The sequence below is a fragment of the Sphingobacterium sp. UBA5996 genome, assembly GCF_002429765.1.
In the GTDB taxonomy this organism is placed as follows: domain Bacteria; phylum Bacteroidota; class Bacteroidia; order Sphingobacteriales; family Sphingobacteriaceae; genus Sphingobacterium.
In genome coordinates this window covers 274,073-300,113 of sequence record NZ_DJAS01000014.1, presented here as the reverse complement: position 1 = coordinate 300,113, position 26,041 = coordinate 274,073, and the positions used below count along the sequence as shown (strand labels likewise).

25 protein-coding genes are annotated in these 26,041 nt (G+C 40.1%); 15 read left to right on the top strand and 10 right to left on the bottom strand.

Annotated features, from left to right (window positions below; translation table 11 throughout):
• The first annotated feature begins 125 nt into the window (after positions 1 to 125).
• The 4 genes from B3E00_RS11815 to B3E00_RS11800 are packed head-to-tail and all read left to right on the top strand — an operon-like array spanning position 126 to position 2,302.
• Positions 126 to 632 carry a GbsR/MarR family transcriptional regulator gene (locus B3E00_RS11815; RefSeq protein ID WP_209577807.1) on the top strand — a complete coding sequence of 169 codons (507 nt, stop codon included), beginning with the start codon at positions 126 to 128 and terminating at the stop codon, positions 630 to 632.
• Between the two features lie 4 nt (positions 633 to 636).
• Entirely contained in the window at positions 637 to 999 is a 363-nt protein-coding gene (locus B3E00_RS11810) for a hypothetical protein (protein WP_209577806.1), read from the top strand.
• Positions 1,000 to 1,003: 4 nt separating this feature from the next.
• Entirely contained in the window at positions 1,004 to 1,384 is a 381-nt protein-coding gene (locus tag B3E00_RS11805; protein ID WP_209577805.1) for a hypothetical protein, read from the top strand.
• 27 nt (positions 1,385 to 1,411) lie between these two features.
• The gene (locus B3E00_RS11800; protein ID WP_209577804.1) at positions 1,412 to 2,302 is read left to right on the top strand and encodes a TIGR01777 family oxidoreductase; all 891 of its coding nucleotides are present in this window, start codon (positions 1,412 to 1,414) and stop codon (positions 2,300 to 2,302) included.
• Between the two features lie 34 nt (positions 2,303 to 2,336).
• On the opposite strand, the gene B3E00_RS11795 is transcribed toward B3E00_RS11800, so the two are convergent.
• Together B3E00_RS11795 and B3E00_RS11790 are read right to left on the bottom strand one after the other, a co-directional pair.
• The gene (locus B3E00_RS11795; protein WP_209577803.1) at positions 2,337 to 4,448 is read right to left on the bottom strand and encodes a type IA DNA topoisomerase; all 2,112 of its coding nucleotides are present in this window, start codon (positions 4,446 to 4,448) and stop codon (positions 2,337 to 2,339) included.
• Positions 4,449 to 4,477: 29 nt separating this feature from the next.
• Positions 4,478 to 5,836: a deoxyguanosinetriphosphate triphosphohydrolase gene (locus B3E00_RS11790; protein ID WP_209577802.1), complete on the bottom strand. Its 1,359-nt coding sequence runs from the start codon at positions 5,834 to 5,836 to the stop codon at positions 4,478 to 4,480.
• Positions 5,837 to 6,081: 245 nt separating this feature from the next.
• On the opposite strand from B3E00_RS11790, the gene B3E00_RS11785 reads away from it, so the two are divergent.
• Positions 6,082 to 7,140: an aldose epimerase family protein gene (locus B3E00_RS11785; RefSeq protein ID WP_293938523.1), complete on the top strand. Its 1,059-nt coding sequence runs from the start codon at positions 6,082 to 6,084 to the stop codon at positions 7,138 to 7,140.
• A gap of 64 nt (positions 7,141 to 7,204) precedes the next feature.
• On the opposite strand, the gene argH is transcribed toward B3E00_RS11785, so the two are convergent.
• Positions 7,205 to 8,536, bottom strand: a complete 1,332-nt coding sequence (gene argH / locus B3E00_RS11780; RefSeq protein ID WP_209577800.1) for an argininosuccinate lyase — start codon at positions 8,534 to 8,536, stop codon at positions 7,205 to 7,207.
• 672 nt (positions 8,537 to 9,208) lie between these two features.
• On the opposite strand from argH, the gene rbfA reads away from it, so the two are divergent.
• From rbfA to B3E00_RS11760, 4 genes are read left to right on the top strand one after another with little or no spacing between them, the layout of a single operon-like run.
• Positions 9,209 to 9,580: a 30S ribosome-binding factor RbfA gene (gene rbfA, locus B3E00_RS11775; protein ID WP_209577799.1), complete on the top strand. Its 372-nt coding sequence runs from the start codon at positions 9,209 to 9,211 to the stop codon at positions 9,578 to 9,580.
• A gap of 29 nt (positions 9,581 to 9,609) precedes the next feature.
• Positions 9,610 to 10,257, top strand: coding sequence for a leucyl/phenylalanyl-tRNA--protein transferase (gene aat, locus B3E00_RS11770; protein WP_293884661.1), 648 nt, complete (start codon positions 9,610 to 9,612; stop codon positions 10,255 to 10,257).
• On the top strand, positions 10,250 to 11,338 hold the full coding sequence (locus B3E00_RS11765) for an aminotransferase class V-fold PLP-dependent enzyme (protein WP_293884662.1): 1,089 nt from the start codon (positions 10,250 to 10,252) through the stop codon (positions 11,336 to 11,338). The genes aat and B3E00_RS11765 overlap by 8 nt, the downstream gene beginning before the upstream one ends.
• A gap of 2 nt (positions 11,339 to 11,340) precedes the next feature.
• Complete coding sequence (locus B3E00_RS11760; RefSeq protein WP_293884663.1) at positions 11,341 to 11,991, top strand: hypothetical protein; 651 nt, start codon at positions 11,341 to 11,343, stop codon at positions 11,989 to 11,991.
• 46 nt (positions 11,992 to 12,037) lie between these two features.
• On the opposite strand, the gene B3E00_RS11755 is transcribed toward B3E00_RS11760, so the two are convergent.
• Positions 12,038 to 12,436, bottom strand: a complete 399-nt coding sequence (locus B3E00_RS11755) for a hypothetical protein (RefSeq protein WP_293884664.1) — start codon at positions 12,434 to 12,436, stop codon at positions 12,038 to 12,040.
• A gap of 216 nt (positions 12,437 to 12,652) precedes the next feature.
• Here B3E00_RS11755 and B3E00_RS11750 point away from each other — a divergent pair, with 216 nt between their 5' ends.
• From B3E00_RS11750 to hemL, 5 genes are all read left to right on the top strand, one after another.
• Positions 12,653 to 13,492 carry a hypothetical protein gene (locus B3E00_RS11750; protein ID WP_293884665.1) on the top strand — a complete coding sequence of 280 codons (840 nt, stop codon included), beginning with the start codon at positions 12,653 to 12,655 and terminating at the stop codon, positions 13,490 to 13,492.
• Between the two features lie 218 nt (positions 13,493 to 13,710).
• The gene (hemA, locus tag B3E00_RS11745) at positions 13,711 to 14,952 is read left to right on the top strand and encodes a glutamyl-tRNA reductase (RefSeq protein WP_293884666.1); all 1,242 of its coding nucleotides are present in this window, start codon (positions 13,711 to 13,713) and stop codon (positions 14,950 to 14,952) included.
• 320 nt (positions 14,953 to 15,272) lie between these two features.
• Positions 15,273 to 16,859: a hydroxymethylbilane synthase gene (gene hemC, locus B3E00_RS11740; RefSeq protein WP_293938521.1), complete on the top strand. Its 1,587-nt coding sequence runs from the start codon at positions 15,273 to 15,275 to the stop codon at positions 16,857 to 16,859.
• A 93-nt stretch (positions 16,860 to 16,952) separates the two neighbouring features.
• A complete protein-coding gene (gene hemB, locus B3E00_RS11735) occupies positions 16,953 to 17,936 on the top strand; it encodes a porphobilinogen synthase (protein WP_209577791.1) in 984 nt (327 codons plus the stop codon).
• Between the two features lie 3 nt (positions 17,937 to 17,939).
• Positions 17,940 to 19,250 (top strand): glutamate-1-semialdehyde 2,1-aminomutase, encoded by a 1,311-nt coding sequence (gene hemL / locus B3E00_RS11730; RefSeq protein WP_293938520.1) that lies wholly within the window; start codon positions 17,940 to 17,942, stop codon positions 19,248 to 19,250.
• Positions 19,251 to 19,337: 87 nt separating this feature from the next.
• Here hemL and B3E00_RS11725 read toward each other — a convergent pair whose 3' ends face one another.
• From B3E00_RS11725 to B3E00_RS11710, 4 genes are read right to left on the bottom strand one after another with little or no spacing between them, the layout of a single operon-like run.
• Positions 19,338 to 19,883: a DUF4252 domain-containing protein gene (locus B3E00_RS11725; protein ID WP_293887617.1), complete on the bottom strand. Its 546-nt coding sequence runs from the start codon at positions 19,881 to 19,883 to the stop codon at positions 19,338 to 19,340.
• Between the two features lie 5 nt (positions 19,884 to 19,888).
• Complete coding sequence (locus B3E00_RS11720; protein ID WP_209577788.1) at positions 19,889 to 20,410, bottom strand: DUF4252 domain-containing protein; 522 nt, start codon at positions 20,408 to 20,410, stop codon at positions 19,889 to 19,891.
• 6 nt (positions 20,411 to 20,416) lie between these two features.
• Complete coding sequence (locus B3E00_RS11715; RefSeq protein ID WP_293884670.1) at positions 20,417 to 21,100, bottom strand: hypothetical protein; 684 nt, start codon at positions 21,098 to 21,100, stop codon at positions 20,417 to 20,419.
• Between the two features lie 42 nt (positions 21,101 to 21,142).
• Complete coding sequence (locus tag B3E00_RS11710; RefSeq protein WP_293938518.1) at positions 21,143 to 21,658, bottom strand: RNA polymerase sigma factor; 516 nt, start codon at positions 21,656 to 21,658, stop codon at positions 21,143 to 21,145.
• A 273-nt stretch (positions 21,659 to 21,931) separates the two neighbouring features.
• Between B3E00_RS11710 and B3E00_RS11705 the strand changes: the two genes are divergently transcribed.
• Entirely contained in the window at positions 21,932 to 22,768 is an 837-nt protein-coding gene (locus B3E00_RS11705) for a hypothetical protein (RefSeq protein WP_293884672.1), read from the top strand.
• 402 nt (positions 22,769 to 23,170) lie between these two features.
• On the opposite strand, the gene B3E00_RS11700 is transcribed toward B3E00_RS11705, so the two are convergent.
• On the bottom strand, positions 23,171 to 24,463 hold the full coding sequence (locus tag B3E00_RS11700; protein ID WP_293938516.1) for a DUF3472 domain-containing protein: 1,293 nt from the start codon (positions 24,461 to 24,463) through the stop codon (positions 23,171 to 23,173).
• 464 nt (positions 24,464 to 24,927) lie between these two features.
• Positions 24,928 to 25,941 (bottom strand): N-acetyl-gamma-glutamyl-phosphate reductase, encoded by a 1,014-nt coding sequence (argC, locus tag B3E00_RS11695; RefSeq protein ID WP_209577779.1) that lies wholly within the window; start codon positions 25,939 to 25,941, stop codon positions 24,928 to 24,930.
• Positions 25,942 to 26,041: the final 100 nt, after the last annotated feature.

Genomic DNA, 26,041 nt, shown 5'->3' with positions numbered 1-26,041 from the left:
AGAAATTTTTGAAAATTCAAAAACTTTAAATAACTTTGGTCTAACAAATTCACAGGATGCTGTAAATAAGCTGAACGTAAGAATCGCTTAAGGAAAAATTTAAATACGAACAAAAAGAAAGCTTAATGGAATTACAAGAAGCAAAACAACAATTCATAGACACATGGGGAGCTTTAGGTTCTGAATGGGGCATCAACAAATCTGTCGCTCAGGTTCATGCATTACTCCTCTCGGCAAGTAACCCCATGTCTACCGACGAGATTATGGAAAAGTTGGTTATCTCGCGGGGGAACGCCAATATGAGTATCCGACAATTGATCGACTACGGGATAGTTTACAAAAAACATATTGCCGGCGACAGGAAAGAATATTTTGTTGCGGAGAAAGAAGTCTTAAAATGGGCCATGAAAATTGCGGTCATGCGTAAGCAGAAAGAACTCGACCCTGTCATGGACATTCTAAAAGATATAAGCCGAAATACGGAAAAAGATCAGACAGCAGAGGGCAAAGAGTTTCACAAAACGGTCAAAGACATCCAGAATCTGACGGATCAACTCGAAACTATTGCCAACAAAATTTTCAATACAAGCGGCGGAGATTTATTGATTAAATTCATCAAACTAATGATGTAGCATTATGAACTTTAATATCTTAGCTTACACAGTCTATGGCCTACTCACCTGTTATATCATCATTTGGGTGGGGCGGTTATTCCACAGAAACGGCCGGATTTTTATCCTATCGCTCTTTCGACTGGATATCAACTTGGCCGATACGACTAACAATCTATTGCTCCTAGGATATTATCTGCTCAACATTGGCTATGCCATCTTACAATTTAGTTACTGGAAACAAATCGCATCATTTGATGAACTAATCAGCAGTATTGCATTCAAAACAGGAAGATTGCTTTTTGTCCTTGTTGGCTTACATTACATCAATATGCTCGCTATTTATTTCTTCGGAAAAAGAAAAAATTCATTAACCATTAAACATTAATATCATGGGAAATTTAACCGTTATCGGGTACTTTATTTACCTACCCATTGCACTAGGATTAACCTATTATGTCGCCTACGTGCTTTTCAAAAATAGTATAGTGTACATGGATGATATCTTCGCCGGCAGGCCGGAGGTAGCCCATGCGACTAATAATCTTTTCCGCATCGGATTCTACCTGATGAATTTGGGATTTGCGCTTTATATCCTTGAAATCAGCCTTTACAAGCCAAGTGTTCAGCAACTCATTGAGCGCCTGAGCTATAAAATCGGTGGGTTTAGCATATATCTTGGTGTGATGCTTTTCCTCAATATGTTTCTCTTCTTTAGGGGCAAACGAATCGCTAAACAAAGAAGAGCATTGGATACTACTTACGATAGCTAATCTGAAAAGTTCTCAAATAGAAATACCATGGATAAAATAGTCATTGCTGGAGGGACAGGTTTTGTTGGACAATATCTTTCCAAGAGATTTCAAACTTTAGGTTTTCAAGTTGTCGTGATTGGGCGACGACGGGGCACTATTCAATGGACTGATCACTCCAGTATTTCTGATGCTCTGGAAAATGCGGCTATCCTAATCAATCTAGCTGGAAAATCTGTCAACTGTCGATACACTGAAAAAAATAAAGCCGAAATATTTTCTTCGAGAACAGATACGACATCGATTCTCGGTGAGCTAATAGCAGGCTGTACCAATCCACCAAAATTATGGCTAAATTCTAGCACTGCCACCATTTACCGTCACGCTGAGGACCGTCCGATGACTGAAAGTTCGGGTGAAATCGGAACAGGATTTTCCGTTGATGTTGCCATGCTGTGGGAAAAAACCTTTTTCGATTTTAAATTACCGCAGACTAGACAGGTAGCACTCCGTATGGCCATTGTACTGGGGCCGGATGGCGGCGTTATACATCCTTTTAAAAACCTGGTCCGTTTTGGCCTCGGTGGTATACAGGGTAATGGCCGGCAATATTTTAGCTGGATCCATATCGAAGATCTTTTTCAGATCATCCAGTTCTTACAAAGCCATGACAACATTAGTGGTGTCATCAATTGTGCGGCTCCCCATCCGATTACAAATAAAACCTTTATGGACACCTTTCGCCAGATCATGCATCGTAAATTTGGGCTACCTTCTCCCAAATGGCTACTGGAGATAGGAGCTGCTTTGATCGGTACGGAAACAGAGCTCCTTTTGAAAAGTCGTTGGGTATTACCGGAAAGATTGGAAAATCATGCTTACAGATTCAACTTTCCTACCATTTCGAGTGCGCTGGAGGATATTCTGCAACCTGGTTAACAGTCGAAAAGATAACAACGTGGGGTACACTGGCTTATCCCACGTTAACTTTAAAATTTTCAAATACAAGCGGCGCATTAACAATAGTGCCTTCGTTATTTTTCACGCCTTTGAACTCCGAAGTTTTACCTTTCTCCAACAGGTTCTTCATCTCCTTTTCGTCAAGAAAGATACCGTTCAATGTTCGCCAGATCTTAAAATCACATCCACGGGCATAATGGTCACATTGGGCGACTTTATCATAGAGCAAAATTAACCCACTCTCACATTTCGGACATTTTATTTTTCCTTTCTGCTGGGGTTTAACTTCCTCCTGCGCAAGTGAAATCCGCAGCGTCAAAAGTTCTTTAGTAATTTTGACGGTGTAATCCTTAATATGTTTCATAAAAACATCATAGGAAACCTTATTGGCCCGCATTTCCTCCAGCTTCTGTTCCCATTTACCTGTCAAGGTTACCTTGGCAATGGAACGATCTTTCACAAGGTTATACACGGCCAGTCCTTTTTCTGTTGGGATCAGTTTTTTCTTATCGCGCTTTATGTAGTCACGTTGAAAAAGTGTCTCAATGGTTGCAGCACGTGTAGCTGGGGTACCTAGGCCACAGTCTTTCATGGCCTGACGCATTTCATCGTCTTCAATTTCCTTTCCCGAAGTTTCCATGGCCTTCAATAATGAGGCTTCGGTATGTATGGGTCTGGCTTTGGTAAAACGTTCGGCAAGTTCGAGGGTCAGAATCTGCAATAATTCTTCGGCTAACAGCTTCGGTAATTGCGCATTTTCGTTGTCCTGATCCTCATTGTTCTTATCTTCATCCGGCGCTTCGATCTGCTCTGCAGACAACCGCCAGCCGTATTGCTTGATCACAGTACCTTTGGCAATGAGCTCAACACCTTGTGCATCTATCGTAACGGTAGTAATATCTTTTATACATACTTCCGAAAAACTTTCGACCATGCGCTTGGCAATCATATTGTAGATATTCTGCTGCTCTTTCAGCATGGGTCCGGGCTTTTCATCCGTCACTAACAGGGCATGGTGATCCGTTACCTTTTTATCATCGACAGAACGCTTATTCAATTTCGCGCCGATCAGATTTTTTGCGATTGATGCAATGGACTCTTCTGCTGTATCTGCCAAATGTTGAAAAAGTGTACCAATTTCTTCAAAAACATCTTCACCAATATAACGGGAACCAGTACGCGGATAAGTAATAACCTTCTTTTCGTACAGTGTTTGCGCAATACTGAGCGTCTGATCGGCCGAATAACCATATTTTTTATTCGCATCCTGTTGCAGCGATGTTAAATCAAACAACAGCGGTGGTTGCTCTTTTGTTTCTTTGGCTTCTACCCGTGCCACCCGTGCATTGGAACCAACCGTGAGTCGCGCAACGGTTTGTTCAGCGACATCCTTTTTATCGATCTTAGCAGAGGTAGCTTTAAAACTGATATTGTCTTTTTCAAACCCGGCCTGGATTTTATAAAATGCCTGCGGTTTAAAGTCTTTATTTTCCAGATAGCGCGAACAGATCATGGCCAAAGTTGGTGTCTGCACGCGACCTAAAGAAAGTAGGCCTTTATTACCAGCTGCTAACGTGATGGCTTGCGTTGCATTGATACCGATCAGCCAGTCCGACTCCGAGCGTGAGCGGGCAGACATGTAGAGGCTATCGTATTCAGTACCTTCCTTCAAATTGGCAAACCCCTCCTTAATGGCTTTATCCGTTTGGCTTGAAATCCACAAGCGTTTAAACGGCACTTTAGACCCTAAAAAATAATATATATTGCGAAAGATCAATTCGCCTTCCCGTCCGGCATCGGTAGCCACAATGATTTCTTCGGCCTGATCCAAAAGGGATTTAATGGTATTGAGCTGCTTTACTGCTCCAGTATCGTCCATCTGCTTGCCATCACGCTTCACCTTTTTCGACTCCAGTTTAAAAGTTTGTGGAATGATGGGCAAGTTTGAGATTGTCCACGAATTATATCCGTAGGCCTGAGGTGTACAGAGTTGGACCAAATGTCCGAAAGCATACGTAAAAGCATACCCATTACCGGCAATATACCCGTCTTTGACTTCCTTCGCCCCCATCACCCGAGCTAGATCACGTGCCACGGAGGGCTTTTCAGCAATTACAACCTTCATTTTAGCTATGAGATATTAGATGTTAGATGTTAGTCGATCGAAGGTATCGTTATTCCCTTGATCTTACGATACAGCTCTATCGCATAAACGTCGGTCATGCCTGAGACAAAATCCAATACGCAACGGATCTTCGAATACGAATCTTGTTTTTCTGTATAAAATTGTTCAGGAATTAAAGCGACAAGTTTCTTATCGTAATTATTCTTATTCTTCTTGAGGTACGCTGGAACAAATTCTTTTAAAAGTGCATCCATCACCCGATAGCCAGCAATCTCAATCTGTACAACCGTGGGAGCATTGTAGATTTTTGCGATAGAAATCTTCGAGATTTTGTTCATCTGTGCAACAATTTCTTCATCAAGTGCATCCATTAGCGCGGATCCGAATGTTCCAGACAAGAATTTGTCCTGTTCACGTACAAAGACGTCAACACATCCTTTAATCAAGGTGTTGATAGCTTTGGCCCGCAACAATGCTACTCGGCTCGGCGTATCCAGCAGACCGTCGAGTCTGTCGCGAAGATTCTCTTTACCACATAGCGGCAATAGCAACTCTTCCACTTCTTGATAGGACAAAATCTTCAGATGATGAGCATCTTCCAAGTCTATAATATTGTAACAGATATCATCTGCAGCCTCCACCAGATAAACCAACGGATGTCTCAGATAGCCTTTTGGATTAGAAGGATCTTTTAATAAGCCCAATTCATTGGCGATTTTTTCGAATGCTTTTTGCTCTTCTGTAAAAAAGCCATACTTCTTGCGGTGATGACTTTTCTTAAGATGCCCATCAATGGCTAGACATGGATATTTCACGATGGAAGCCAAGGAAGTATATGTCAATGCAAATCCTTTGGGATCTTTGCCCTGAAAGGCATGTGTCAGGATACGTAAGGCATTTGCATTTCCTTCAAAATGGGTTAAATCGGCCCATTCCTCAGCCGTAACCTGCTCTTGGTATTTACGCCCGTCTCCGTCTGTGAAGTAAGTCGATATGGCGGACTCACCCGAGTGGCCAAAGGCAGGATTACCCAAGTCATGTGAAAGGCATGCTGCAGAAATAATATTGCCGACTTCCTGAAGAAACGGATAATCCGCATCAAGATTGGGGTTTTCCTCTTTCAACTTCGCATAAAACATACGTCCCAAAGAGCGTCCAACACTGGCTACTTCCAAACTATGGGTCAATCTATTGTGAACGAATACAGCGCCAGGTAGCGGAAAAACCTGTGTTTTATTCTGTAATCTTCGAAATGGGGAAGAAAAGATCAAACGATCGTAATCCCGTTGAAATTCCGACCGCGCCACGAGATAGCTATCTACGCTCCGATCTTCGTAACCCCAGCGCTTTGCGGAGAGCAAATCTTTCCAATTCATTTTTTCAGACATAGCGCAAACTTAGATAAATTTGCACTTAAATACAATTATAATCCTTGCGGCACTGCCCCAAAATTACCCTAAACATCTTTGGCCCACATTCACTGCTGACTTCTTTCTTTCCTTATTAAATTGCGATTTTTATACCAGAATTCTCGGTTGAATGGTAGCAAATTTTATAGATGCCCGCGATCAAAGTCATTTTTATACTGGTTATATTCTGTATCTTTATGCTACAATACCAATAGGGATCAATCATGACAAAATATCAAACACTTATTCCAAAACATTTTGAAGGTACAATTGACGGCAAAAACACGCATTTGCTCTTATTAAAAAATGAAGGGGGCATGCAAGTCCTCTTAACTGACTACGGCGCACGTATTGTCAGTATTTTGGTTCCTGACAACAAAGGAAATTTGGTAGACGTTGCACTGGGTTTTGATTCTATTCAAGCCTATCTCGATTCAGACGAGAAATACCATGGTTGTACTGCAGGGCGTTTCGCAAATCGCATTGCAGATGGTAAATTTGAAATCAACGGGAAGCATTACACACTTCCTCAAAACAATGGCAATAATTGTCTTCATGGCGGTATATCGGGTTTTCATGACAAGGTTTGGGATAGAAGGGTTACCTATCAATCGCACGTCGAATTTTATTATGTTTCTCCAGATGGTGAGGAAGGTTTTCCTGGGAACCTAAAAGTGATGGTTTCCTATACCTTATCGCGAAATAATGAGATCATTATTAAATATCATGCGCAATCGGATGCTGATACACATATCAACTTAACCAACCATACCTACTTCAATCTGGACGGGGAAGGTAGCGGTGACGTATTGCAGCAGATCCTTCAGATCAATTCAGATGAAGTTTTATTTGTAGACGAGAATCAGATACCGAATGCAATAGTACCCGTAGAAGGCACAGCTTTTGATTTCCGCATCCCGAAACCTATTGTTCAGGACATCGCAGCTAACAATGAACAATTAATTGCTGCGAAAGGATACGACCATTGTTATGTCAATAATCAGCCCATCTCCCTGCCCTGTGCGACAGCATATTCGAAAAATACAGGCATTCAGCTGGATGTTTTCACCACTGAACCAGGTGTACAGCTTTATACAGCAAACTGGATGACGGGAAATGATTATGGTAAAACAGGCCATAAGTACCTCCCCTATGCCGGATTTTGTCTGGAAACGCAGCATTTTCCGGATACGCCCAACCAAGCAGACTTTCCTTCTACTTTGTTGAAAGCCGGAGAGTCATTTGACTCCGAGACACACTTTAAGTTCTCAATAAAAAAATAGCAAAATAGACCGGCCGGTCTATTTTGCTATGTGATGTCTTTTTCCAAGAAGACAACAGCACCTTTTATTTTAGAAGATCGTCTATTGCAGAATTAACTTTGTCAAAACAGAAAGTCGCTTTGACCTCTTCAAACATACGTTGAATCTGATCGTTGCATAGATTTCCAATACTCCCTTCGTGGGTATGATTTACTTCTTTCGATGGCTTGAAGCGCCCTTCATCAATATCAATGCCTATAGTACGATAGGCTTCACGGAATGGCACCCCTTTAAGGACTTCATTGTTTACCACTTCTACGGAAAACAGATAATCATATTTTGGATCGTCCAGGATATTCTCTTTAACGGAAATGTTTTCCAACATGAAGGTTGCAATTTCAAGACATTCATTGAGTGATTTAAAAGCCGGGAATAAATTCTCTTTTAACAACTGAAGATCCCTATGGTAACCGGATGGCAAATTTGTTGTCATCAATGCAATCTCATTTGGCAATGCTTGAATCTTATTACAGCGCGATCGGATCAACTCAAAGACATCAGGATTTTTCTTATGCGGCATAATACTCGATCCTGTGGTCAAATGTGCAGGAAATGAGATAAAGCCAAAATTCTGGTTAATATAAAGACAGACGTCCATGGCAAACTTAGCTAGGGTTGCGGCTATTGAACTCATCCCCTGTGCCAAGATACGTTCGGTTTTACCACGTCCCATCTGCGCATAGACCACATTATAATTGAGATCCTCAAACCCCAACAATTGCGTGGTCAGGGTCCTATTTAAAGGGAAAGATGATCCATAACCTGCAGCGGATCCCAACGGATTTTTGTTACAAACCTTCCAGGCTGCTCGCATCATCTCCAGATCATCAACAAGGCTTTCGGCGTAAGCACCAAACCACAACCCAAACGATGAAGGCATGGCGATCTGCAAATGGGTGTAACCAGGAATGAGGATATGCTTGTACTGCTCGCTGAGTTTTATTAATTCGCTAAAAAACGCTTCTGTATTGTGGATGATATGTTGAATTTCGGAGCGAAAGTATAACTTTAGATCGACCAATACCTGATCATTACGGGATCTGCCGGAATGGATTTTTTTCCCTGCTTCACCGATACGCTGTGTAAGCAGCATTTCAACCTGCGAGTGCACGTCTTCCACAGATTCTTCAATGCGAAAATCTCCAGCAAGGATTTCGCTATAGATATTTTTTAGCTCTTTCTGTACGAGCGCCAGGTCCTCATCCGTCATGAGGTCTATACTGTTCAACATACGTGTATGAGCCAATGAGCCCAAAACATCTGCAGCAGCAAGTTGCAGATCCATGACCCGGTCATTGCCCACAGTAAACGATTCTACAAAAGAATCTACATCTATATTTTTTTGCCAGATTTTCATTCTTCTAATTTTTTAAATGCTATTTTGATCAAAAGCTTATGGCAGGTTTAGGATGGATTGAAGCTCCTGATAATTTTATGACATCCGATTTTTACAAAAATACCAATTGCAAATGGTTATATCAATGCAAAGATTGCATACATTTTTTGGATGACTTCGTTAAAAAATGGAAAAATAGCGTCGTTAAAATAGGCTATTACAAAAAAAATAAAATGTTAAAAGTTTGTTAAATCGCGATAAACACACATTATAAGTGATCACTCACTTTATTTTTAAAAGTTATTTTGTCAGTTTTTTAAGTATTCCTATGTTTGTAGTGTAAGGGAGATGAAAAAATAGAAGATGGTAGGGTTAGTAAATACTTACCGCTTTAAATACACCGAAATTTCAAACCAAATATGATAGACCTCAAAGTCTTAAAACTTGAAAGAAATTACCTAACCAATTGTGAATCGAAATTTAAAGGCACGTCGAACCAAGATGTGCCTTTTTTCTTTTTTGGCTTATTTTATTTTTCAATCCGTATTCTCCATTCTTTTCGAACTGGCGCGTTATCGCGGTATTTTTTGTCAACTAAGTGACAAGAGGTCAATCCAAAGTTCTCTTTTAATTGAAATTTTGGCTATTTTTGTTTGACACAATTGAGCATATTCAATACATAAAACGTATACGATGGGAACAGAAAGCAAGAGACAGCAACGTTTTGCTGGGGTGATTCAACAGGATTTAGCGGCATTATTTCAGCGCGATGGTAATTCATGGGCTCCCGGAGCATTTATTACGGTTACACGTGTTCGTGTTACGCCAGATTTGGCGATAGCACGCGTTTACGTGAGCTTTTTAAACACCAAGACAGCACAGGAAGGTATTCAGGCCATTCGTTCCAAAACAGCTGAAATACGTTACAAACTAGGTGCAAAAATTAAGAACCAAGTAAAGATCGTTCCTCAATTGGAATTTTTCCTTGACGATACCAACGAGTATGTTGAACACATGGACAAACTATTTGATGAAATCAGTAAAGAGCCACGTCAACCCGAATAACATCCTCTTTCGCAGTATGCTAAACAACAATGGTATTTGAACTGGATACTAAAAAACTTGAATTTCCACACCCAAGCTATGCAGAAGGAGATGGTTTACTTGCTGTAGGTGGGGATCTTTCCGTCGATCGCCTGCTACTCGCCTATAGTAACGGAATTTTCCCTTGGTTTGACGAGCTCAGTCCTATTCTCTGGTATGCCCCAAACCCTCGATTCGTGATCGATCCGCGCAAAATAAAAATCAGCAAGAGCATGGCGAGCGTCCTTCGGAAAAATATATTTTCGTTCTCGATAGACCGCAACTTTAATGCAGTCATTCATCATTGCGCGACTATGAATAGAAAAGATCAGGCAGGCACCTGGATTACGGCGGACATGATAGATGCCTATAGCAAACTTGCTTCACTGGGCTATGCCCACTCGGTGGAGGTATGGCAAAACAATTTGCTGGTTGGCGGACTTTACGGTGTATTAATCAATGGTGTATTTTGTGGCGAAAGCATGTTTTCTAAAGTCGCCAACGCATCGAAGGCAGCGCTGATTTACCTTGCCCAAGAAATCGAATTACATCTAATTGATTGCCAGTTTCATACCAGTCATCTGGAAAGTATGGGCGGAGAATATCTTTCGCTGACAGATTATTTAGCTATATTAACAAAAAAGCACAACGATGAGTAGTCCATATCGCAAACATTTTGACATCGCGCCAGCGGTCACTTACCTAACAACACCGGGATCGGGCTTACTTTCACGTGAAACAAAGGCGTGGCGCGCCAAGAGAGACCAAGATTTCTTTGATTCAAACTCGAACTTACGTGAACAGCAGGGCGCGACGTTGGATGCCTGCCGGGCTACAATAGGTACATTTTTCAATTGTCCTTCCCAAAATGTATTCTTATCCAGTTGTTTTTCCTTTGCTTTCAATGCACTGTTGGCCGGTTTACCTAAGCAATCTAAGGTTCTGCTACTGAATAATGATTATCCTTCCGTTAATTTCCCAACAATTTTAAGTGGTTTTGAACATCAGTTTGTGACGATGGACGAACAACTGGAAGCAAATGTATTGGATACAATCGCTACATTTAAGCCCGATGTATTCATCCTCTCCATTGTTCAATATATTTCGGGATTAAAAATAGATCTATCCTTCATACAGGAATTGAAGCATCAACATCCTGAACTACTGATTGTGGGTGATGGCACTCAATTTCTTGGAACAGACCTTTTTGATTTCACACTTTCTGGATTTGATGCTGTATTATCAAGTGGATATAAATGGCTTATGGCTGGCTTTGGCAATGGTTTTGTGCTCTTAAGCGAAAGACTCAAAGCGATGCTCTATGCGAGTATTCAGGAAAACTACAGCTTTCTCAACAACCAATGGATGAATAAATCTGTGGTACAACTCTGTTTCGAGCCCGGCCATTTGGATACGTTGTCACACGGAACGTTGCAGCAGTCTCTAATCCAATTGGAGCAGTGGGGATTTTCAGAAACAGTGAACTATACGCAAAAATTGATCGCGGATGCCCGTGCTGAGCTTTCCGACAGAAATCTGTTGTTGGACAGTATCACCAATAGGCATCCGCAGAGTAATATTTTTAATATACAGATCGACCACGACTATTATCAAGCCTTTCTGGATGAAGGCATAAAATGCTTTCCGCGAGGTTCGGGAATCCGTGTTGGATTTCATTTATACAACGATCACTCGGATCTTGAAAGGCTATTATATATTATTGACACCAAAGTAAAATAAACATGAAATTTAGAATAGGAGACTTAGTACGGTTTGTTGATGAACCCATTGAGGGACATATTACATCTATGCAGCCCGACGATATTGTCGGCGTCACAGACGATACAGGTTTTGAAATACCAGTACCGATGGATAAAATCACTCTTGTCTTCGGCAATATGCGTCGCGCGGATGATGAGCTCGACCAGCATGCAACACCATTGACACCACATCGATTTATCGAGAAAGGAATACTATTGGCGATCTCTGGAGATCACAAAGATGGGCTAGCCAAATTGCATATCATCAATGAAACAAGCTTTGAGCTGCTGATATCCATATCCGAAGCAACAGCGAATAAAGTTAAAGGTATTTTCAGCAATAAGATACCTCCACATGATTCGATTCAGTTTTATACAGGAAACTTTGCAAATGTTGGAAAATGGCCGACCTTCCGTTTTCAGATCTTACGCCATAGCAGCATTTTGCAGGAGCTGACCCCGCCAATCAACAAAGAACAGCGTGTGCGTCCGGTAGACCTCACTAACCCTAAAATTCTTAACGAAATTTTGGATGAAAAGATATGGTCATACGAATTGGATAAGATCGAAGAAGATTTAGGACTGGACAAATTGAAAAATCATTTTATACCGCATCGTCCAAACAAAAAATAAGCTAGGTGTTTTTCATCTAGCTTATTTTTTTCTGCAAAAGCCTTCACTACGCTGCCGACGCGACAACCTTTTTGGTACTCAACACCAACAATAAGATGCCTACCAGATAGACAATCCAGCCCCAGCGCATATGCAGGGATTTAGACAGCAATTTATCAGCAAAGCCCCAACCGAAATAATTATTGATCTTAAACCAGACCGCTGTGATACTCACAATATACCAGCAGGCCGCCAATCGCGTCATCCATTGATAAGCGCGAACTGCACGAACAAAAAACAAAAGCGCAGTCACCCCCAGAATCAGCAGGGTAATAAAGAACAAATAAGCATCTACCTGATAGAGGTTCCAATTTCCCTTAATAGGTACTTTTAAAAACGGCGTCATACTGGAAAAAAAGCAGATCACCAGTCCGACAATGGCAACGTATTTTTTGATAATAATCATAATTCAAATTGCTTTAAAATTCGTACGAATATAAGTTGAATATTGACACTTATATAACTTGTCTTTCGCTTTTTGAAAAATTATTCTATTTTTAGAGACAATTCTAGTTCAGTGTTAGCCACATTGATGCTAATCAAGAGCACATGGCGTAGGGCTTCACTGTGGTGATGAATATAAATGGGAGAATAAATTGTAGCATTAAGCCGAATAATAAACATGAAAAGAGAAGTTGAGGAAATAGCCGCAGAACAACCGGCACAGCCGAACAGAAAGAAAAAAGTCTATATCATTATCGGTGTCGTCCTATTGGTTATCCTGGCTGGCGGCGGCTATTACAATTATAACCAGCGACAAGCGATCCATGGATTGGAGGTCGATAGCACTGCCACCGCTGCTATCGGATATGAGAACGCAGACCCCAAAGACCTAGAAGACGCTGATGGTTGGAGTTCATTGGAAGACTATCAGCACTGGAACAATGCCATCTTCACTATACCGGAATATGACAATATTCCCTTGCGTTATAGAAGGGGTATTACAAAGATATTCATGGGCAACAACTATCTTGAACCTGTAGAGGATAAACCCATATACAAATTTACCCGGATAAAAGACCGCGCTAAATCTGTTTTCTGTTATGGAAACTTCACCGATCGCAACGATTCAGATAGTTGGAATAAGGAAATGGCATTTTTGATTGAAAAAAATGATTACCAAAGCAGTGCGATCTGGATCATTTCAGCAAAGGGTGATATTCTCTTCTGGAAGGAATATTCCAGTGAATTGCCGCTGATCAACAGTTTCAAAAAGGGACAAAAGATTTTTATGGATGAAATGAAGTTGGTCCCTGCTCCTGCCGACGGGATTATCGTTAAGAATAAGAACTCCAAATACGCATTGATTTACAATAAAAGTAGCAAAACTTTTGACAGCTATTACCAATATAGTGACAGTGAAATTCAAGAAGCTACGGCCTCAGAAGAGACACCATATGTGGAAGAATTGGAAGATGTCACCGTGGATTCTGTTGGTATTAATTCGGATGTTAACGAGTAGGGATTGCATTTTTTAGTTCAAAATTCTCGTCACTCCCGATCATGACGAAAATCATTTGGTCACAAAAAAAAATACAACAACCTGTAAAACAAAGAGTTAAAAATTAAAAATAGCTATTTAAAATCTTTCTAAATTAATCCCTTTGACAGATTTTTGACACAAGCACAAAGCTTTTAAGCTACATTTGTACCGTTAAATATAAGCGAGGGATTAGAGCTTTGAAAAATCTTAAAGTATTAGCGTTTACTCATAAACATGTCGAACTAAAAGATCTAGGTAATCTAGTAATCTGCAATGAGGATTTAGAAAGTCGGCTCATCAATCTAAAGCATAGCTTAGATATTCCGGAGATCTTTTATATTGGTACTTGCAACCGAGTAGAGTTTGTATTTTATGGTGCTCATGAATTGACCCATGAATTTATCGCCGATTTTATGGGTAAGTTAAACTTCTGCGTACCTCAAGAAAGGCTACAGTGCTACTTAGGACAGGTCAATAAATATGAGGGAATGGATGCTTTAAATCATTTACTTCGGATGTCCTGCTCACTTGAAAGTCTTGTCGTTGGTGAAAAAGAAATTCTGGCACAGGTAAGACGGGCTTATGATCGTTGTAGAGAAGCTGGTTTTACGGGAGATTTTTTACGCCTAATGATGGATCGTCTTGTAAAAACAGCTAAAGAGGTATACACCTATACTAAAATTTCCAGAAATCCCATCTCAGTTGTTTCTCTTGCTTACCGCAAATTACGTGAGTTAAAACTGGTTGAAAACCCTAGAATTGTCATCATCGGTTCTGGAGAAACCAATCAGAATTTAGCGAAATATTTCCAAAAGAATCAAAAAGCTAAGTTTGTTATTTTCAACCGTACTGTGGAGAATGCCAAGGCCTTAGCCAAAGAATTGAATGCTGAAGCTTTTCCTTTAGCAGACATTGGTCAATATAAAGAAGGTTTCGATATTCTGATAACCTGCACAGGCGCCCCTACCTCAATTGTCGACAATGCACTTTATCAATCCTTATTAAATGGTGAGACGGATAAGAAAGTTATCATTGACTTAGCCGTTCCGAATGATATTGATGCTGAAGTTCTCAAAAATAATCCGATTCACTATATCGAAGTGAGCAGCTTACAAGCAATTGCAGAGAAAAATATTCAAGAGCGTTATAATGAATTAGAGAGTGCGGAGAAGATCATTCAGGACAATATTGAGGAGTTTTTACCGTTAATCAAACAACGCCGTGTGGAAGTTGCGATGCGTGAGGTTCCTGAAAAGATTAAAGAAATTAAATCTTTCGCCTTAAATGAGGTATTTGCCCAAGAAGTGCAAGCCTTAACTCCAGAGGCACGAGCGGTGCTGGAAAAAGTAATCAACTATATGGAAAAAAAATACATTAAGGTTCCGATGGTTATGGCGAAAGAAATTTTGGTTAAAACTCCCGAAACCGAGAAAAACTAGCACTCCCACCCCGAAGTTTTTGTGCTTGACTTACCCTGTAATTCTTGAGTAGATTCTGTTTCTGTCCAGTGGGGCCAATCGTTGGCTGTTTCCTTTAAATTTCGGTTTATCAACTATTTCCTGACATATAATGACAGTAACGTGTCAACATATTCCTTCTATTTATTTATTTTTGTTCAGATAAATTGTTTTAAACAAATTTTCCGAAACTGTTCATTTCCGAAGCTGAATTGAATCAATAACGCGCCCAGTGCGCAAAGCATTTGTAGCTATCGGCAGAACATTTTTGTGATCGTTTTAATAGGTAAAGTAAAATTAACGTGAATAGAAAACTAATTATTGGTACCCGGGGAAGTGTTCTTGCCATGTGGCAGGCAAATTTTGTAAAAGATCGATTGGCAGAAATTGGAATTGAAGCAGAATTAAAAGTCGTAAAAACACAGGGTGATATCATACAACACCTTCGTTTGGATAAATTGGAAGGCAAAGGATTTTTCACCAAAGAGCTTGAAGAAGAACTTTTAAGCGGGACCATCGATTTAGCTGTTCACTCTCACAAAGATTTACCTACAGTCAACCCACCGGGATTGATTATTGCAGCGGTTTCTGAGCGCGAAGATCCGTCGGAGTTATTGATTATTCACAAAGATTGTGTGGACATTAAAAAGCGTCTTTCATTGAAGCACAATGCGACTGTTGGCACATCATCCAACCGTAGAAAAGCTCAGATATCAGCGCTTCGCCCTGATCTGGAATTTGACGATCTCCGGGGTAACTTGCAGACGAGGATGCAAAAGTTACGGGACGAGCAATATGACGCTATTGTGCTTGCAAAGGCAGGGATTAGCCGTATTGAAATGGATATCAGTGATTTCCATGTAGAAGAAATCCCTCCTGTTGAAATTATCCCCGCTCCAGCGCAGGGAGTGTTGGCGATCCAGATTCGCGAAGTTGATCAGGAGCTTTTTGACGCTTTGCAGCCATTGAATAATGAAGAAGTATCCAAAACAATCGCTGTAGAGCGTTTGGTATTGAATAAATTTGACGCAGGCTGTCATGCTCCGCTTGGCTGTTATTGCCGCAAAAGCGGTGATGAATACGAAGCTTGGGCTTCTATTGCCGAAACAAGTGAAGACTTCCCTGACCGGGTTTACCTGAGAGATACCGACGCAACACGTTTAGCAGAGCGCATCTTCAGCAAATATTCAAAGGACAGAAGACTGCCGCAGTCTGTATTTATTTCCCGGGAGGTAGACGAGAATTCCTATTTCGCAAGGTCCATGGCCAAACATAATATTGCAATTGAAGGCCGTTCGTTGATTAAAATATTTCCTATCATCAATAAATTGGATCCGTTCATTTTGAAACACGTGGATTGGATCATATTTTCAAGTAAAAATGGTATTGAGCACTTCTTCAATTTGGAACCTCGTTTGAGTAAAAAGACTAAGATCGGTGTCATCGGTCGCGGCTCAGAAGAGGTTTTACGCAAGTATGATCGCGTCGCGGACTTTTCTGGTGACAGCGAGGGGATTAATATGGAAGAAATTGCAAAGAAATTTGCAGAACTGGCGAATGGTGGTACCGTACTTATTCCACGGGCAAAAGAGTCTCTGGAAACAATCCAAAAAGCATTGAGTGCTGAGACGAAAATCATCAACATGCCGGTGTATGAAACTGTTTTAGAAGAAAATGTAGATCCATCGAATGCGGAAGTCTTGGTGTTTACGAGCCCAAGCAATGTGGAAGCTTATTTTGCGGACAATCTATTGGAACCTGGCCAGAAAGTAATCTGTATTGGTCGTTCTACAGGCGCAAAATTTGATGCGATGAATGTTTCTTATACACTTCCTTATTCTCCGGATGAAATTGGTCTTTCCGAAGCCGTTTTTGGATTGGAGTATTAGTGATTGGATAAAGCCGTTCGTACGTCAAACTGAGCTAATGGTTTTACCGCATTTGCATTTAAACAACACTAGATCATAAATAATCTTAATATAATGTTACAACGTCCGAGAAGAAATCGTAAATCTGCCGTGATTCGCGACATGATTCAAGAGACACGTTTAGACGCGTCAAATTTGATTTTCCCTCTTTTTATTGTTGATGGGCAAAATCAAAAAACTGAGGTTAAATCGATGCCGGGCATCTATCGCTATTCTATAGACAATCTATTGAAAGAAGTAGAAAGCTGCTTAAAACTGGGCTTACGCTCATTTGATCTTTTCCCAAATATTGAAGAGTCACTAAAAGACAAGTATGCTACAGAAAGCTACCGTGACGGAAGTTTATACCTACGTGCAATTGCCGCTGTCAAGAAAAATTTTCCAGAGGCTTGCATCGTGACAGATGTTGCCATGGATCCCTACAGTAGCGATGGCCATGATGGCATTGTCGAAAACGGTGAAATCCTAAACGATGAGACATTAGAAGTATTGGGTAAAATGGCCTTGGCACATGCACAATCGGGGGCTGATATTATCGCTCCATCGGATATGATGGATGGCCGCATCGGTTACATCCGTGAGCTACTGGACCATAATGGTTTTACCAAAGTTTCTTTGATGTCTTATACGGCAAAATATGCTTCGGCTTATTATGGCCCTTTTAGAGATGCTTTAGGTTCTGCGCCTAAACATGGGGATAAGAAGACCTACCAAATGAATCCTGCAAACGCAAAAGAAGCGCTTATCGAAGCCCAGCTTGATGCACAAGAAGGAGCTGATTTTCTGATGGTAAAACCTGGACTTCCCTACTTAGATATCGTTAAACTTCTAGCGGACAACTTCGATCTTCCGATTGCAGTGTATAATGTGAGCGGAGAGTATGCGATGTTAAAAGCCGCAATTCAAAACGGCTGGTTAGACGAACGTGTCATTCTAGAAACGTTATTAAGTTTCAGACGTGCCGGCGCCACTGCCATCCTATCTTACCACTCCAAGGAAGTATTGGAGAAAGGTTTTATTCCGCATTCAACTATTTAGACTATGCAAGCACCTGATATATCAAGAGCACAATCTGCTGAGCTATTCGAAAAAGCAAAACAATATTTCCCTGGAGGCGTAAACTCTCCCGTTAGGGCTTTCAAATCTGTATATGGTACCCCATTATTTATTGAACGTGGTGATAAAGCACATCTTTGGGATGCTGATGGGAATGAATTTATCGATTTTTGCTGCTCATGGGGCCCATTAATTTTAGGGCACAACAATGAGCAGGTTCGAGAGGCTGTAGCCGCGCAACTAGGCAAAGGATTAAGCTTTGGCGCTCCTACGGCATTGGAAAACCAATTGGCTGAATTGATTATTGAAAACAATAGATTTATTGAAAAAATTCGCTTTGTGAGTTCGGGAACTGAAGCAGTAATGTCTGCCATACGTTTGGCTAGAGGCTACACAAAACGGGATAAGATCATCAAATTTGACGGCTGTTATCATGGGCACTCCGACTCCCTTTTGGTGAAAGCTGGTTCGGGTTTGGTCACCTTTGGCGAGACATCCTCAGCGGGTGTTCCTAAAGCATTTGCAGATGAAACCATCGTTATTGAATTAAACGATAAGCAAGCTTTAGAAGCTGCATTTGCAGAATTTAAAGATCAGATCGCAGCAGTTATTATTGAGGGTATCCCTGCAAACAATGGATTATTGTTGCAGTCCAAGGAATATATTCACTTCTTGCGTGAGATCACCAAAGAAAATGGTGCGTTGTTGATAATGGATGAAGTGATTACCGGATTCCGCATCGGCTTTGAAGGTGCTTCAGCTTACTATGATATACAACCGGATATTATCACCTACGGGAAAATTATTGGTGGCGGAATGCCTGTTGGAGCTTATGGTGCATCGAAAGAGTTGATGGCTTGTATTTCTCCTGACGGTGCCGTTTACCAAGCCGGAACTTTATCTGGCAATCCAGTTGCCATGGCTGCCGGTATTGCAGCATTGGGCATCTTAGCTCAAAAAGATTTTTACACAAATTTAAATGCCAAAACAGAAGCTTTCGTCAATGATATGCGTGCTTACATTGCCGAGAAAGGGTATAAAGTTCAACTTTTCCACGTAGCTTCTATTTTTTGGTTTGCATTTACAGAACAGCAAGAAATTCAAAAAGCAAGTGAGATCGATCCTAAATCAATGGAATCGTATAAAGTAATGCATCGCGAATTATTAAATCGTGGTGTTTATTTTGGTCCATCTGGATATGAAGTTGGTTTTGTCTCTGACGCACATACGAAAGCAGACCTTGACCAGGCAAAACAACATATTTTTGATGCTTTGGATATTGTTTTCAGCGCATAAAGACTTTGCTATCTATAAAAAAATGCCCTCTNNAGAGGGCATTTTTTTATAGATGAGTAAGGATGGATTATGGAATCAGCGGCCTTATTAAAGTTTGTTGGCCAACTTCTTATCTTTAGACTTCATCTTATTCAGTCCGGCGATAAGTTCATCCAATGAAAACTTGCCTTTGATATCCATGAATACACTTTCGTCTTCATTGTCGTGGACCAGTAGGGAAACACGCTGAATGACATTGTTTTTATCAATACGGGCGTTCAATGATATTTCTTGTCCATCGGTATTGACAACCAAAAGTTCCTCAAATTTATTCTTCCTTAAAAACTTATGGTAGTCGTCCAAAATGCGTGCGTTCTTCGTTTTATCATTATTGGAAAGCGTCAGCATCCTGAACTTTTTTAAGTTCTTTACAATCGCGGCCATGGCTCGAGCGTCTTCATCGCTTTCATCCTTTAACGCTTTTTTCATAAAGGGTTTTGTTAACCACATCGGTAAATTGATGGCAACAATCTCGGCCTTGTCAGAGACATTAGACCGACTGATGAAATCCATATTGGACGTTTTTTTTATCATGCAGGACTGCATGGACAATAGAACGCCAACGAGACATAACAAGGTTAGTAATCTTTTCATAATTCTTATTTTTTCTCGTTATCGCCTTTGTTCTTATTAGCTTTATTATTGCCTTCATTGACCAAGTTAGTTACGTCTTTCAACGGTATTTCCCCATCAAGGATCATAAATAGATTTTGTCCATCTCCATTGATTGTGAGTAGAAGATTGTTTAAAATATCGGCATTTACAGACATATTTTCCACCATAAACCGGATATCCTGACCTTCGCTATTGAGCGACATGAGTTCCTCATACTTTAAGTTGGAAACCGCCCCCCGAATAATATCTGTCAAGGCTTTATCTTCACCATCCTCAACGATGAGCATACGCAGCGATTTAACGTTCTTTAGCAGCGGGCTGATGGTCTGCATATCATCATCGTCTATTTTTAAATTGCCCAACAGTTTGAACATCGGTGCTCCGATTTTAAGTGTTGTTACACCTTTCTTTCCCTGATATTGTTCAAAGAGCTTATCCAATTTTGAAATTTGTGCATTTGCCATACTTGCTACAAGTAGAAGGCAAGCTATTAAAAAACCTTTCATATTATTTTAGTTAATCGTTATTGACATTTGTTTTATATTCATTGCTTTATCTACGCCATTTTCCAGGTTGTTTGCCAGCAGGCCTAATGACTTTAACGTCAATTCGACGGCTTCCTGTTCGTTAGCGACAGGCTTACCGTTCAAGACAACATAATCTGCCTGATAGGACGTTTCCGATTCCAAACTTTCAGTTGCTACTTCCTTCTTCACTGCCCGACTTTCGGTTTGTTTTCCAATTTTTGGACGTTTGACTGTCTCAGCTGTCTGTAATGTTTTAGTACGTTTAATTACCTGGATCCTATCCTCAGTATGAGGATGCACTATTTCTGTGCGCTGATGTCCGACCGGCCCATTGTCAGCTGGTTTGAGATCATTTATTTCCTTTTTCGCGAGCAAAGGCGATTGTATTGCTGATTGCTGGTTTAGAAATAATGCTAACCCAATACTCATCAAAAGCACTGCCGCTGCTGCGTATTTTATCCAGCTATCATTCCACCACATATTCCCCTTTTTACTTTCGTTGATGTTGCTTTCAAAATCCTCGAAGGACCATTCCATCTTAAGATTCTTCTCTTCGTTCAATGATTGAAAAAAGAAATCCTCCGAATTTTTCAATTCTTTTTCTTCCTCTAATGACGACTGCCCATTAAAGTATTTGTCTTTCAATTCCTTTAACCTTTTATCTTCCATCACTCTATATCTTATTGTTCATTGATTTGGAAACCATAACAGCTATTTTCTGTCGGAATAAATACGTGCGGTTTCGTAATCGAATAATTTTGTCAGCTGCTCTTTCACCTTTTGTCTTGCGCGCATCAGATTAACCCGCACTGCCGACTCGCCCATCTCCAATACCTCAGCAATTTCATCAATGTCATAGTCCTCAACATCGCGCAGATGCATGACAAGGCGTTGTTTTTCTGGGAGTGAATTGATCATCCTGACAATAATTTCCTTTGTATTTCCAATAGTATACTCTGTTGTCGAAACCGCCTGATATTGATTGACATAATTCGATCTAACCTTACCTTTTTTAATCCGATTTAATGCCTCATTTTTTACACTCTGCATGCAGAAAGCTTCCATGTTTTTATATTGAAGCAACTGATCTTTCAATTGCCACAACCGCATCATCACATTCTGTACTGCATCAAAAGCTTCATCATCATCGACCAAGATCCGTTTCGCGAAGCGAAATAGCTTATCCTTATGGATGAAAACGGTATTTTTAAATTGCTCTTGGTTCATGCTATCATCAATATTGAGATTTACTCTGTTTTTAATTTCTAATCGGCTCTTGCACCATCTCAATATCACCTCCGCCTTTTATATCATCAAGACATTTCAGCATATTGATTTATTACATCTAATATGACTATTTTTTTAAGATTATTTATTTCACAGTAGATTATTCCTAAATCGGTATTGAAAAAGACCTATTTTTAACCTTATTACAAACAAAACATGCATACCAACTGTTACTTAAGATGCTGAGTGATTAAAAAATTAAACAGAAAAATTATGAAGTATTACAGAATTACAGGTATTACTGCTGCATTAGCGTTGATGGCAGGCGCTATCGGATGTAACAACTCTTCTACAAAAAGTACAGATGGGGCTGACTCAAGCAGCAGTATTGATACCAATACCGCACAAAAAATGGACGCTATCACGGTTAGCCCAATTGCAGACTCCAAAGAATTTCCTGGAGCTGATCTACAGATCGCATCGATCAGTTCGGAAAAGGTAGGTACTGACTCCGCAAAAGTATCGGTAAAATATGCAATTAAAAATTTCAAGTTGACTGAAATGACCGATGATGCCCATGCTACTCACATGGCAAACTCACACGATGGACAACACATTCATTTTATTTTAGATAATAAACCTTACACGGCTCTTTATAAGCCAGAGCACTCCGTGACTGTGGCGTTAAATTCGGAGCATTATCTACTCTCTTTTTTATCGAGATCGTATCATGAGTCCATAAAAACTACTGAAGCGTCTAAGTTGGTAAAATTTAAAATTGATGCCACAGGTAAATTGACAACGGATGCGATGCCAAAGGAACCGTCGCTATTCTATTCTCGACCTAAAGGTGAGTACAAGGGTGATGAAACAAAAAATCTATTGTTGGATTTTTACTTGGTCAATACTAAACTTGCACCAGATGGAAATAAGGTCGTAGCGGATATCAACGGGCAGACATTTACATTGGATAAATGGGGTCCTTATGAAATAAAAGGCTTACCATTAGGCGATACTAAAGTAAAACTGACTTTAGTAGACAAAGAAGGTAATGCAATTACAGGTGATAATGTTTCGGTAGAACGAGATATTAAGCTCATTGAGAAATAGAGTTAAAAAAATAAAAGAGTCGCATTTTGATGCGACTCTTTTATTTTTTACCAATTATTACTAGTAATTGATGCAATTTTTTCTTTCAACGAATGAATAAATTCATTTACATTTTTGTCAATTAGCAGCACCTCTCTTTTACTAATTATTTTTCCTTCTTCAGTAAAAAGACCGCTTGCCCCTGATCCGAATGTTTTCTTTCCAACTAAACTTAACGTTATACTGGAGCCATATTTTACACAATCAAAAATGGGTTCAAATCGAATTTTGCCATCTCTAAATTGCAGATCATATTTATAATGATATTGGGCATCCAACGCTCCTGTAAAAATCCCCTGTTCAACTTTAATGCAATCACGACCATTGATTGCTAAATATTTAAAAGAAAATTAAACATAAGTTTTAAGGTAATTTATCAAAGTCAATTTTTGGAGCTTTTCCCTTATTGACAAATTCAAATTTGCTTCCTGGCTTAACGATTTCATTAAAGAAACCACCATTTTTCAGAAAATAACCATTTTTTGTTATACCACCAATTGCATCAATTCGCTGATTAGCACGATACGTATTGTCGACACTCAATGACGCCTCTTGAACAGCCTTCCACTGCCCATCATATACCCATTGATTGCCAAACTCAACCTTTCTACCTAGATACCCTTGATTAGGGCTAAAATTCTCCAAGAAACTGTGGAATCGCTTCAGATAGGTATTCGTTTGTGGGCGTTTGAAACTTGCAATCACATTCCAGGCATTCTCTTCCGGAATAAAAAACCAAGCGGTATAATCAGTATTTCCTTTTCCATCGGGCTCTCCTTTCAAGAGAAACTTATAGGTTACCCCCGCCTTCCAAAAATACTTGCGGTAACTCTGTCCGCCAGAACCCTCGTTGCCAAATTCTCCGGAATGCACCTCTTTTCCTTTTTTCAGCAAATGGATTTTCTGTTCCTCCGGAATACTTTTCGGATCATCCGTATGGAATGGACTCCATACTGAAAAAAGAATACGTCGTTCTGTTTCCGAATTTACCTGTATACCAAAATATCCTTCTCCAAAACCGTTGGCCATAAAATAGGAACCAACTTTATCTTCTCCTGGAGGAACCGTCACCTCATTATAATAGTAGCTGACATTGCCTGCTGTAGGTACTGTGTAATTTAAATGGCAGGAAGGCCCTCTTCTGGACCAGTAATAATATTCGGGATCACTCGAGTAGATAAGACCATTGGATGCAGCCTCTCCACTAACAACTAATGCTGTTACATCGGCGAAGCGACGACCTGATTTACTTACTCCTGTTAAGTTGACCTGTACATAACCTGGAACCTTGATATCAATTAATAAAGCAGCTGTTTCCGATAGTTCAGTACTTTCTACATCTACGATCGCTTTTTTTCCCAATGCTGCGATTTCGATTTTAGATCTACCACCATCATTTTTTGCTTTCAGCTTTAGTGTTAACTTGCCTGCTTTTTGTGCTCTAAAATAGACCGATGCCACTTCTTTTTCGCTGGACCATCTCACAAGACCATTTCGACCAGAAATCTCTGCATTACCAGTTTGTCCTGCGGTAATGAAAGCATTGCCTGCAAGCGGAACTGTAAAAGTCTGTTGCGCTGTCTGCGCGATACTCGAAATTGACCCACAGAATAAGGCCCCCATAAAGAAGTACTGGATAAAGTGTTTTCTTTTCATATTTTATTTATCAATGTATATATGCACAGATTAGTATACCAACTTGGTCATTCATGCTTTCCATGAATTTAAGCTACCGTTATACCCGAAGCCCTCACATCGCCCAACTGCTATATCCGTTCTGAAATTTGACGTATAAGCTATCCTTCACTTTACTATTGAATAAGGATGGTATCGGTTCCTGAGCCGGATTATTGGATGAAGATAAGGGTTAGATTTAGAGAAAAAGAAATCAAATGTATATCAATCGATTGTGTAAAAAAACAGCCATAAAAAGAAGAAGATTCCAGCTGTAATCGATTGATGAGAAAAGGAGATAAAACGTATCAAACCACCAAGATTTGTACTACAAATGACCAATGCATAAAAAAAGTGAAGGGCTTGACTCTTCACTTTTCCACATGATGTTAATAACTATGTTAATAACATTACATCGATTGTAAGGTTATCACTGAGCTGATTAGTTAAAAACCAACGCTCTTTAAATTTAATCCTGTACGTTCATCTAAACCGAACATTAAGTTCATATTTTGCACCGCCTGTCCAGACGCCCCTTTCAGCAGATTGTCTGTTGCATTTAAAATAAGCAACTTGTTTCCATGCTTTTCGAGGTGGATAATACTTTTATTCGTATTGACAACCTGCTTGAGGTCGATATTTTTTTTGCTGACATGCGTAAAAGGGTGGGCTGCATAATACGTCTCATACACTTCATAAGCCTCTTCTTCGGACAAGTCCGTATCAACATAAATTGCCGAAAAAATTCCTCTGGCAAAATCACCACGCTGCGGCACAAAATTAATTCTTTCAGCGGCACGTTCCAGTAATGACTTGCTGGACACAGGTAAAAACCCCGCTTGAAGTTGATCCAGCGACTCGGAAATTTCCTGCAAATGCTGGTGCTCAAAAGACTTGTAGGCCGAAAGATTATTGTTGCGCCAAGAAAAATGTGTCGTCGCTCCTGGTTTCTGTCCCGCTCCCGTAGACCCAGTAGTTGCATTGACATGAAGCTGATTTGGCAACAAACCTTTACTAGCCAATGGCAACAGCGCCAACTGTATATTTGTTGCAAAACATCCTGGATTTGCAATATATTGTGCGATCTTGATTGCTTCTTTGTTTAATTCCGGAAGCCCATATACAAATTGCTGTCCTTGATAAGCCGTATTTGCCCGGAGCCGGTAATCTTGTGAAAGATCAATAATCTTCACAGATGCATCAACTGCATTTGCATCCAAAAATTTACGTGCATCGCCATGGCCAACACATAAAAACAAGACATCAATATCAGAGTGAAAATCAGAGGAGAACGTCAATTCCGTATCTCCGAATAAATCATTGTGTACTTCATATAACTTATTTCCGGCATTAGAAGCACTATTGGCAAATACGATTTCCACCTCAGGATGGTAAATCAACACACGTAATAACTCACCACCGGTATATCCTGCCGAACCAATTATCCCAACTCTTATCATTTTCTTGAATTTAGTATTTAGGTATGATTTAAAATGTTATGCAATGCATTTTTTTCTATTAATTTCGTCATAGGGAAAAATACATTGCATAAAACATGGT

Excerpts from the sequence above, each read along its gene's own strand:
- B3E00_RS11815 (WP_209577807.1), top strand. The coding sequence starts at position 126 with ATGGAATTACAAGAAGCAAAACAACAATTCATAGACACATGGGGAGCT.
- B3E00_RS11810 (WP_209577806.1), top strand. The coding sequence starts at position 637 with ATGAACTTTAATATCTTAGCTTACACAGTCTATGGCCTACTCACCTGT.
- B3E00_RS11805 (WP_209577805.1), top strand. The coding sequence starts at position 1,004 with ATGGGAAATTTAACCGTTATCGGGTACTTTATTTACCTACCCATTGCA.
- B3E00_RS11800 (WP_209577804.1), top strand. The coding sequence starts at position 1,412 with ATGGATAAAATAGTCATTGCTGGAGGGACAGGTTTTGTTGGACAATAT.
- B3E00_RS11795 (WP_209577803.1), bottom strand. The coding sequence starts at position 4,448 with ATGAAGGTTGTAATTGCTGAAAAGCCCTCCGTGGCACGTGATCTAGCT.
- B3E00_RS11790 (WP_209577802.1), bottom strand. The coding sequence starts at position 5,836 with ATGTCTGAAAAAATGAATTGGAAAGATTTGCTCTCCGCAAAGCGCTGG.
- B3E00_RS11785 (WP_293938523.1), top strand. The coding sequence starts at position 6,082 with ATGACAAAATATCAAACACTTATTCCAAAACATTTTGAAGGTACAATT.
- argH (WP_209577800.1), bottom strand. The coding sequence starts at position 8,536 with ATGAAAATCTGGCAAAAAAATATAGATGTAGATTCTTTTGTAGAATCG.
- rbfA (WP_209577799.1), top strand. The coding sequence starts at position 9,209 with ATGGGAACAGAAAGCAAGAGACAGCAACGTTTTGCTGGGGTGATTCAA.
- aat (WP_293884661.1), top strand. The coding sequence starts at position 9,610 with ATGGTATTTGAACTGGATACTAAAAAACTTGAATTTCCACACCCAAGC.
- B3E00_RS11765 (WP_293884662.1), top strand. The coding sequence starts at position 10,250 with ATGAGTAGTCCATATCGCAAACATTTTGACATCGCGCCAGCGGTCACT.
- B3E00_RS11760 (WP_293884663.1), top strand. The coding sequence starts at position 11,341 with ATGAAATTTAGAATAGGAGACTTAGTACGGTTTGTTGATGAACCCATT.
- B3E00_RS11755 (WP_293884664.1), bottom strand. The coding sequence starts at position 12,436 with ATGATTATTATCAAAAAATACGTTGCCATTGTCGGACTGGTGATCTGC.
- B3E00_RS11750 (WP_293884665.1), top strand. The coding sequence starts at position 12,653 with ATGAAAAGAGAAGTTGAGGAAATAGCCGCAGAACAACCGGCACAGCCG.
- hemB (WP_209577791.1), top strand. The coding sequence starts at position 16,953 with ATGTTACAACGTCCGAGAAGAAATCGTAAATCTGCCGTGATTCGCGAC.
- hemL (WP_293938520.1), top strand. The coding sequence starts at position 17,940 with ATGCAAGCACCTGATATATCAAGAGCACAATCTGCTGAGCTATTCGAA.
- B3E00_RS11725 (WP_293887617.1), bottom strand. The coding sequence starts at position 19,883 with ATGAAAAGATTACTAACCTTGTTATGTCTCGTTGGCGTTCTATTGTCC.
- B3E00_RS11720 (WP_209577788.1), bottom strand. The coding sequence starts at position 20,410 with ATGAAAGGTTTTTTAATAGCTTGCCTTCTACTTGTAGCAAGTATGGCA.
- B3E00_RS11715 (WP_293884670.1), bottom strand. The coding sequence starts at position 21,100 with ATGGAAGATAAAAGGTTAAAGGAATTGAAAGACAAATACTTTAATGGG.
- B3E00_RS11710 (WP_293938518.1), bottom strand. The coding sequence starts at position 21,658 with ATGAACCAAGAGCAATTTAAAAATACCGTTTTCATCCATAAGGATAAG.
- B3E00_RS11705 (WP_293884672.1), top strand. The coding sequence starts at position 21,932 with ATGAAGTATTACAGAATTACAGGTATTACTGCTGCATTAGCGTTGATG.
- B3E00_RS11700 (WP_293938516.1), bottom strand. The coding sequence starts at position 24,463 with ATGAAAAGAAAACACTTTATCCAGTACTTCTTTATGGGGGCCTTATTC.
- argC (WP_209577779.1), bottom strand. The coding sequence starts at position 25,941 with ATGATAAGAGTTGGGATAATTGGTTCGGCAGGATATACCGGTGGTGAG.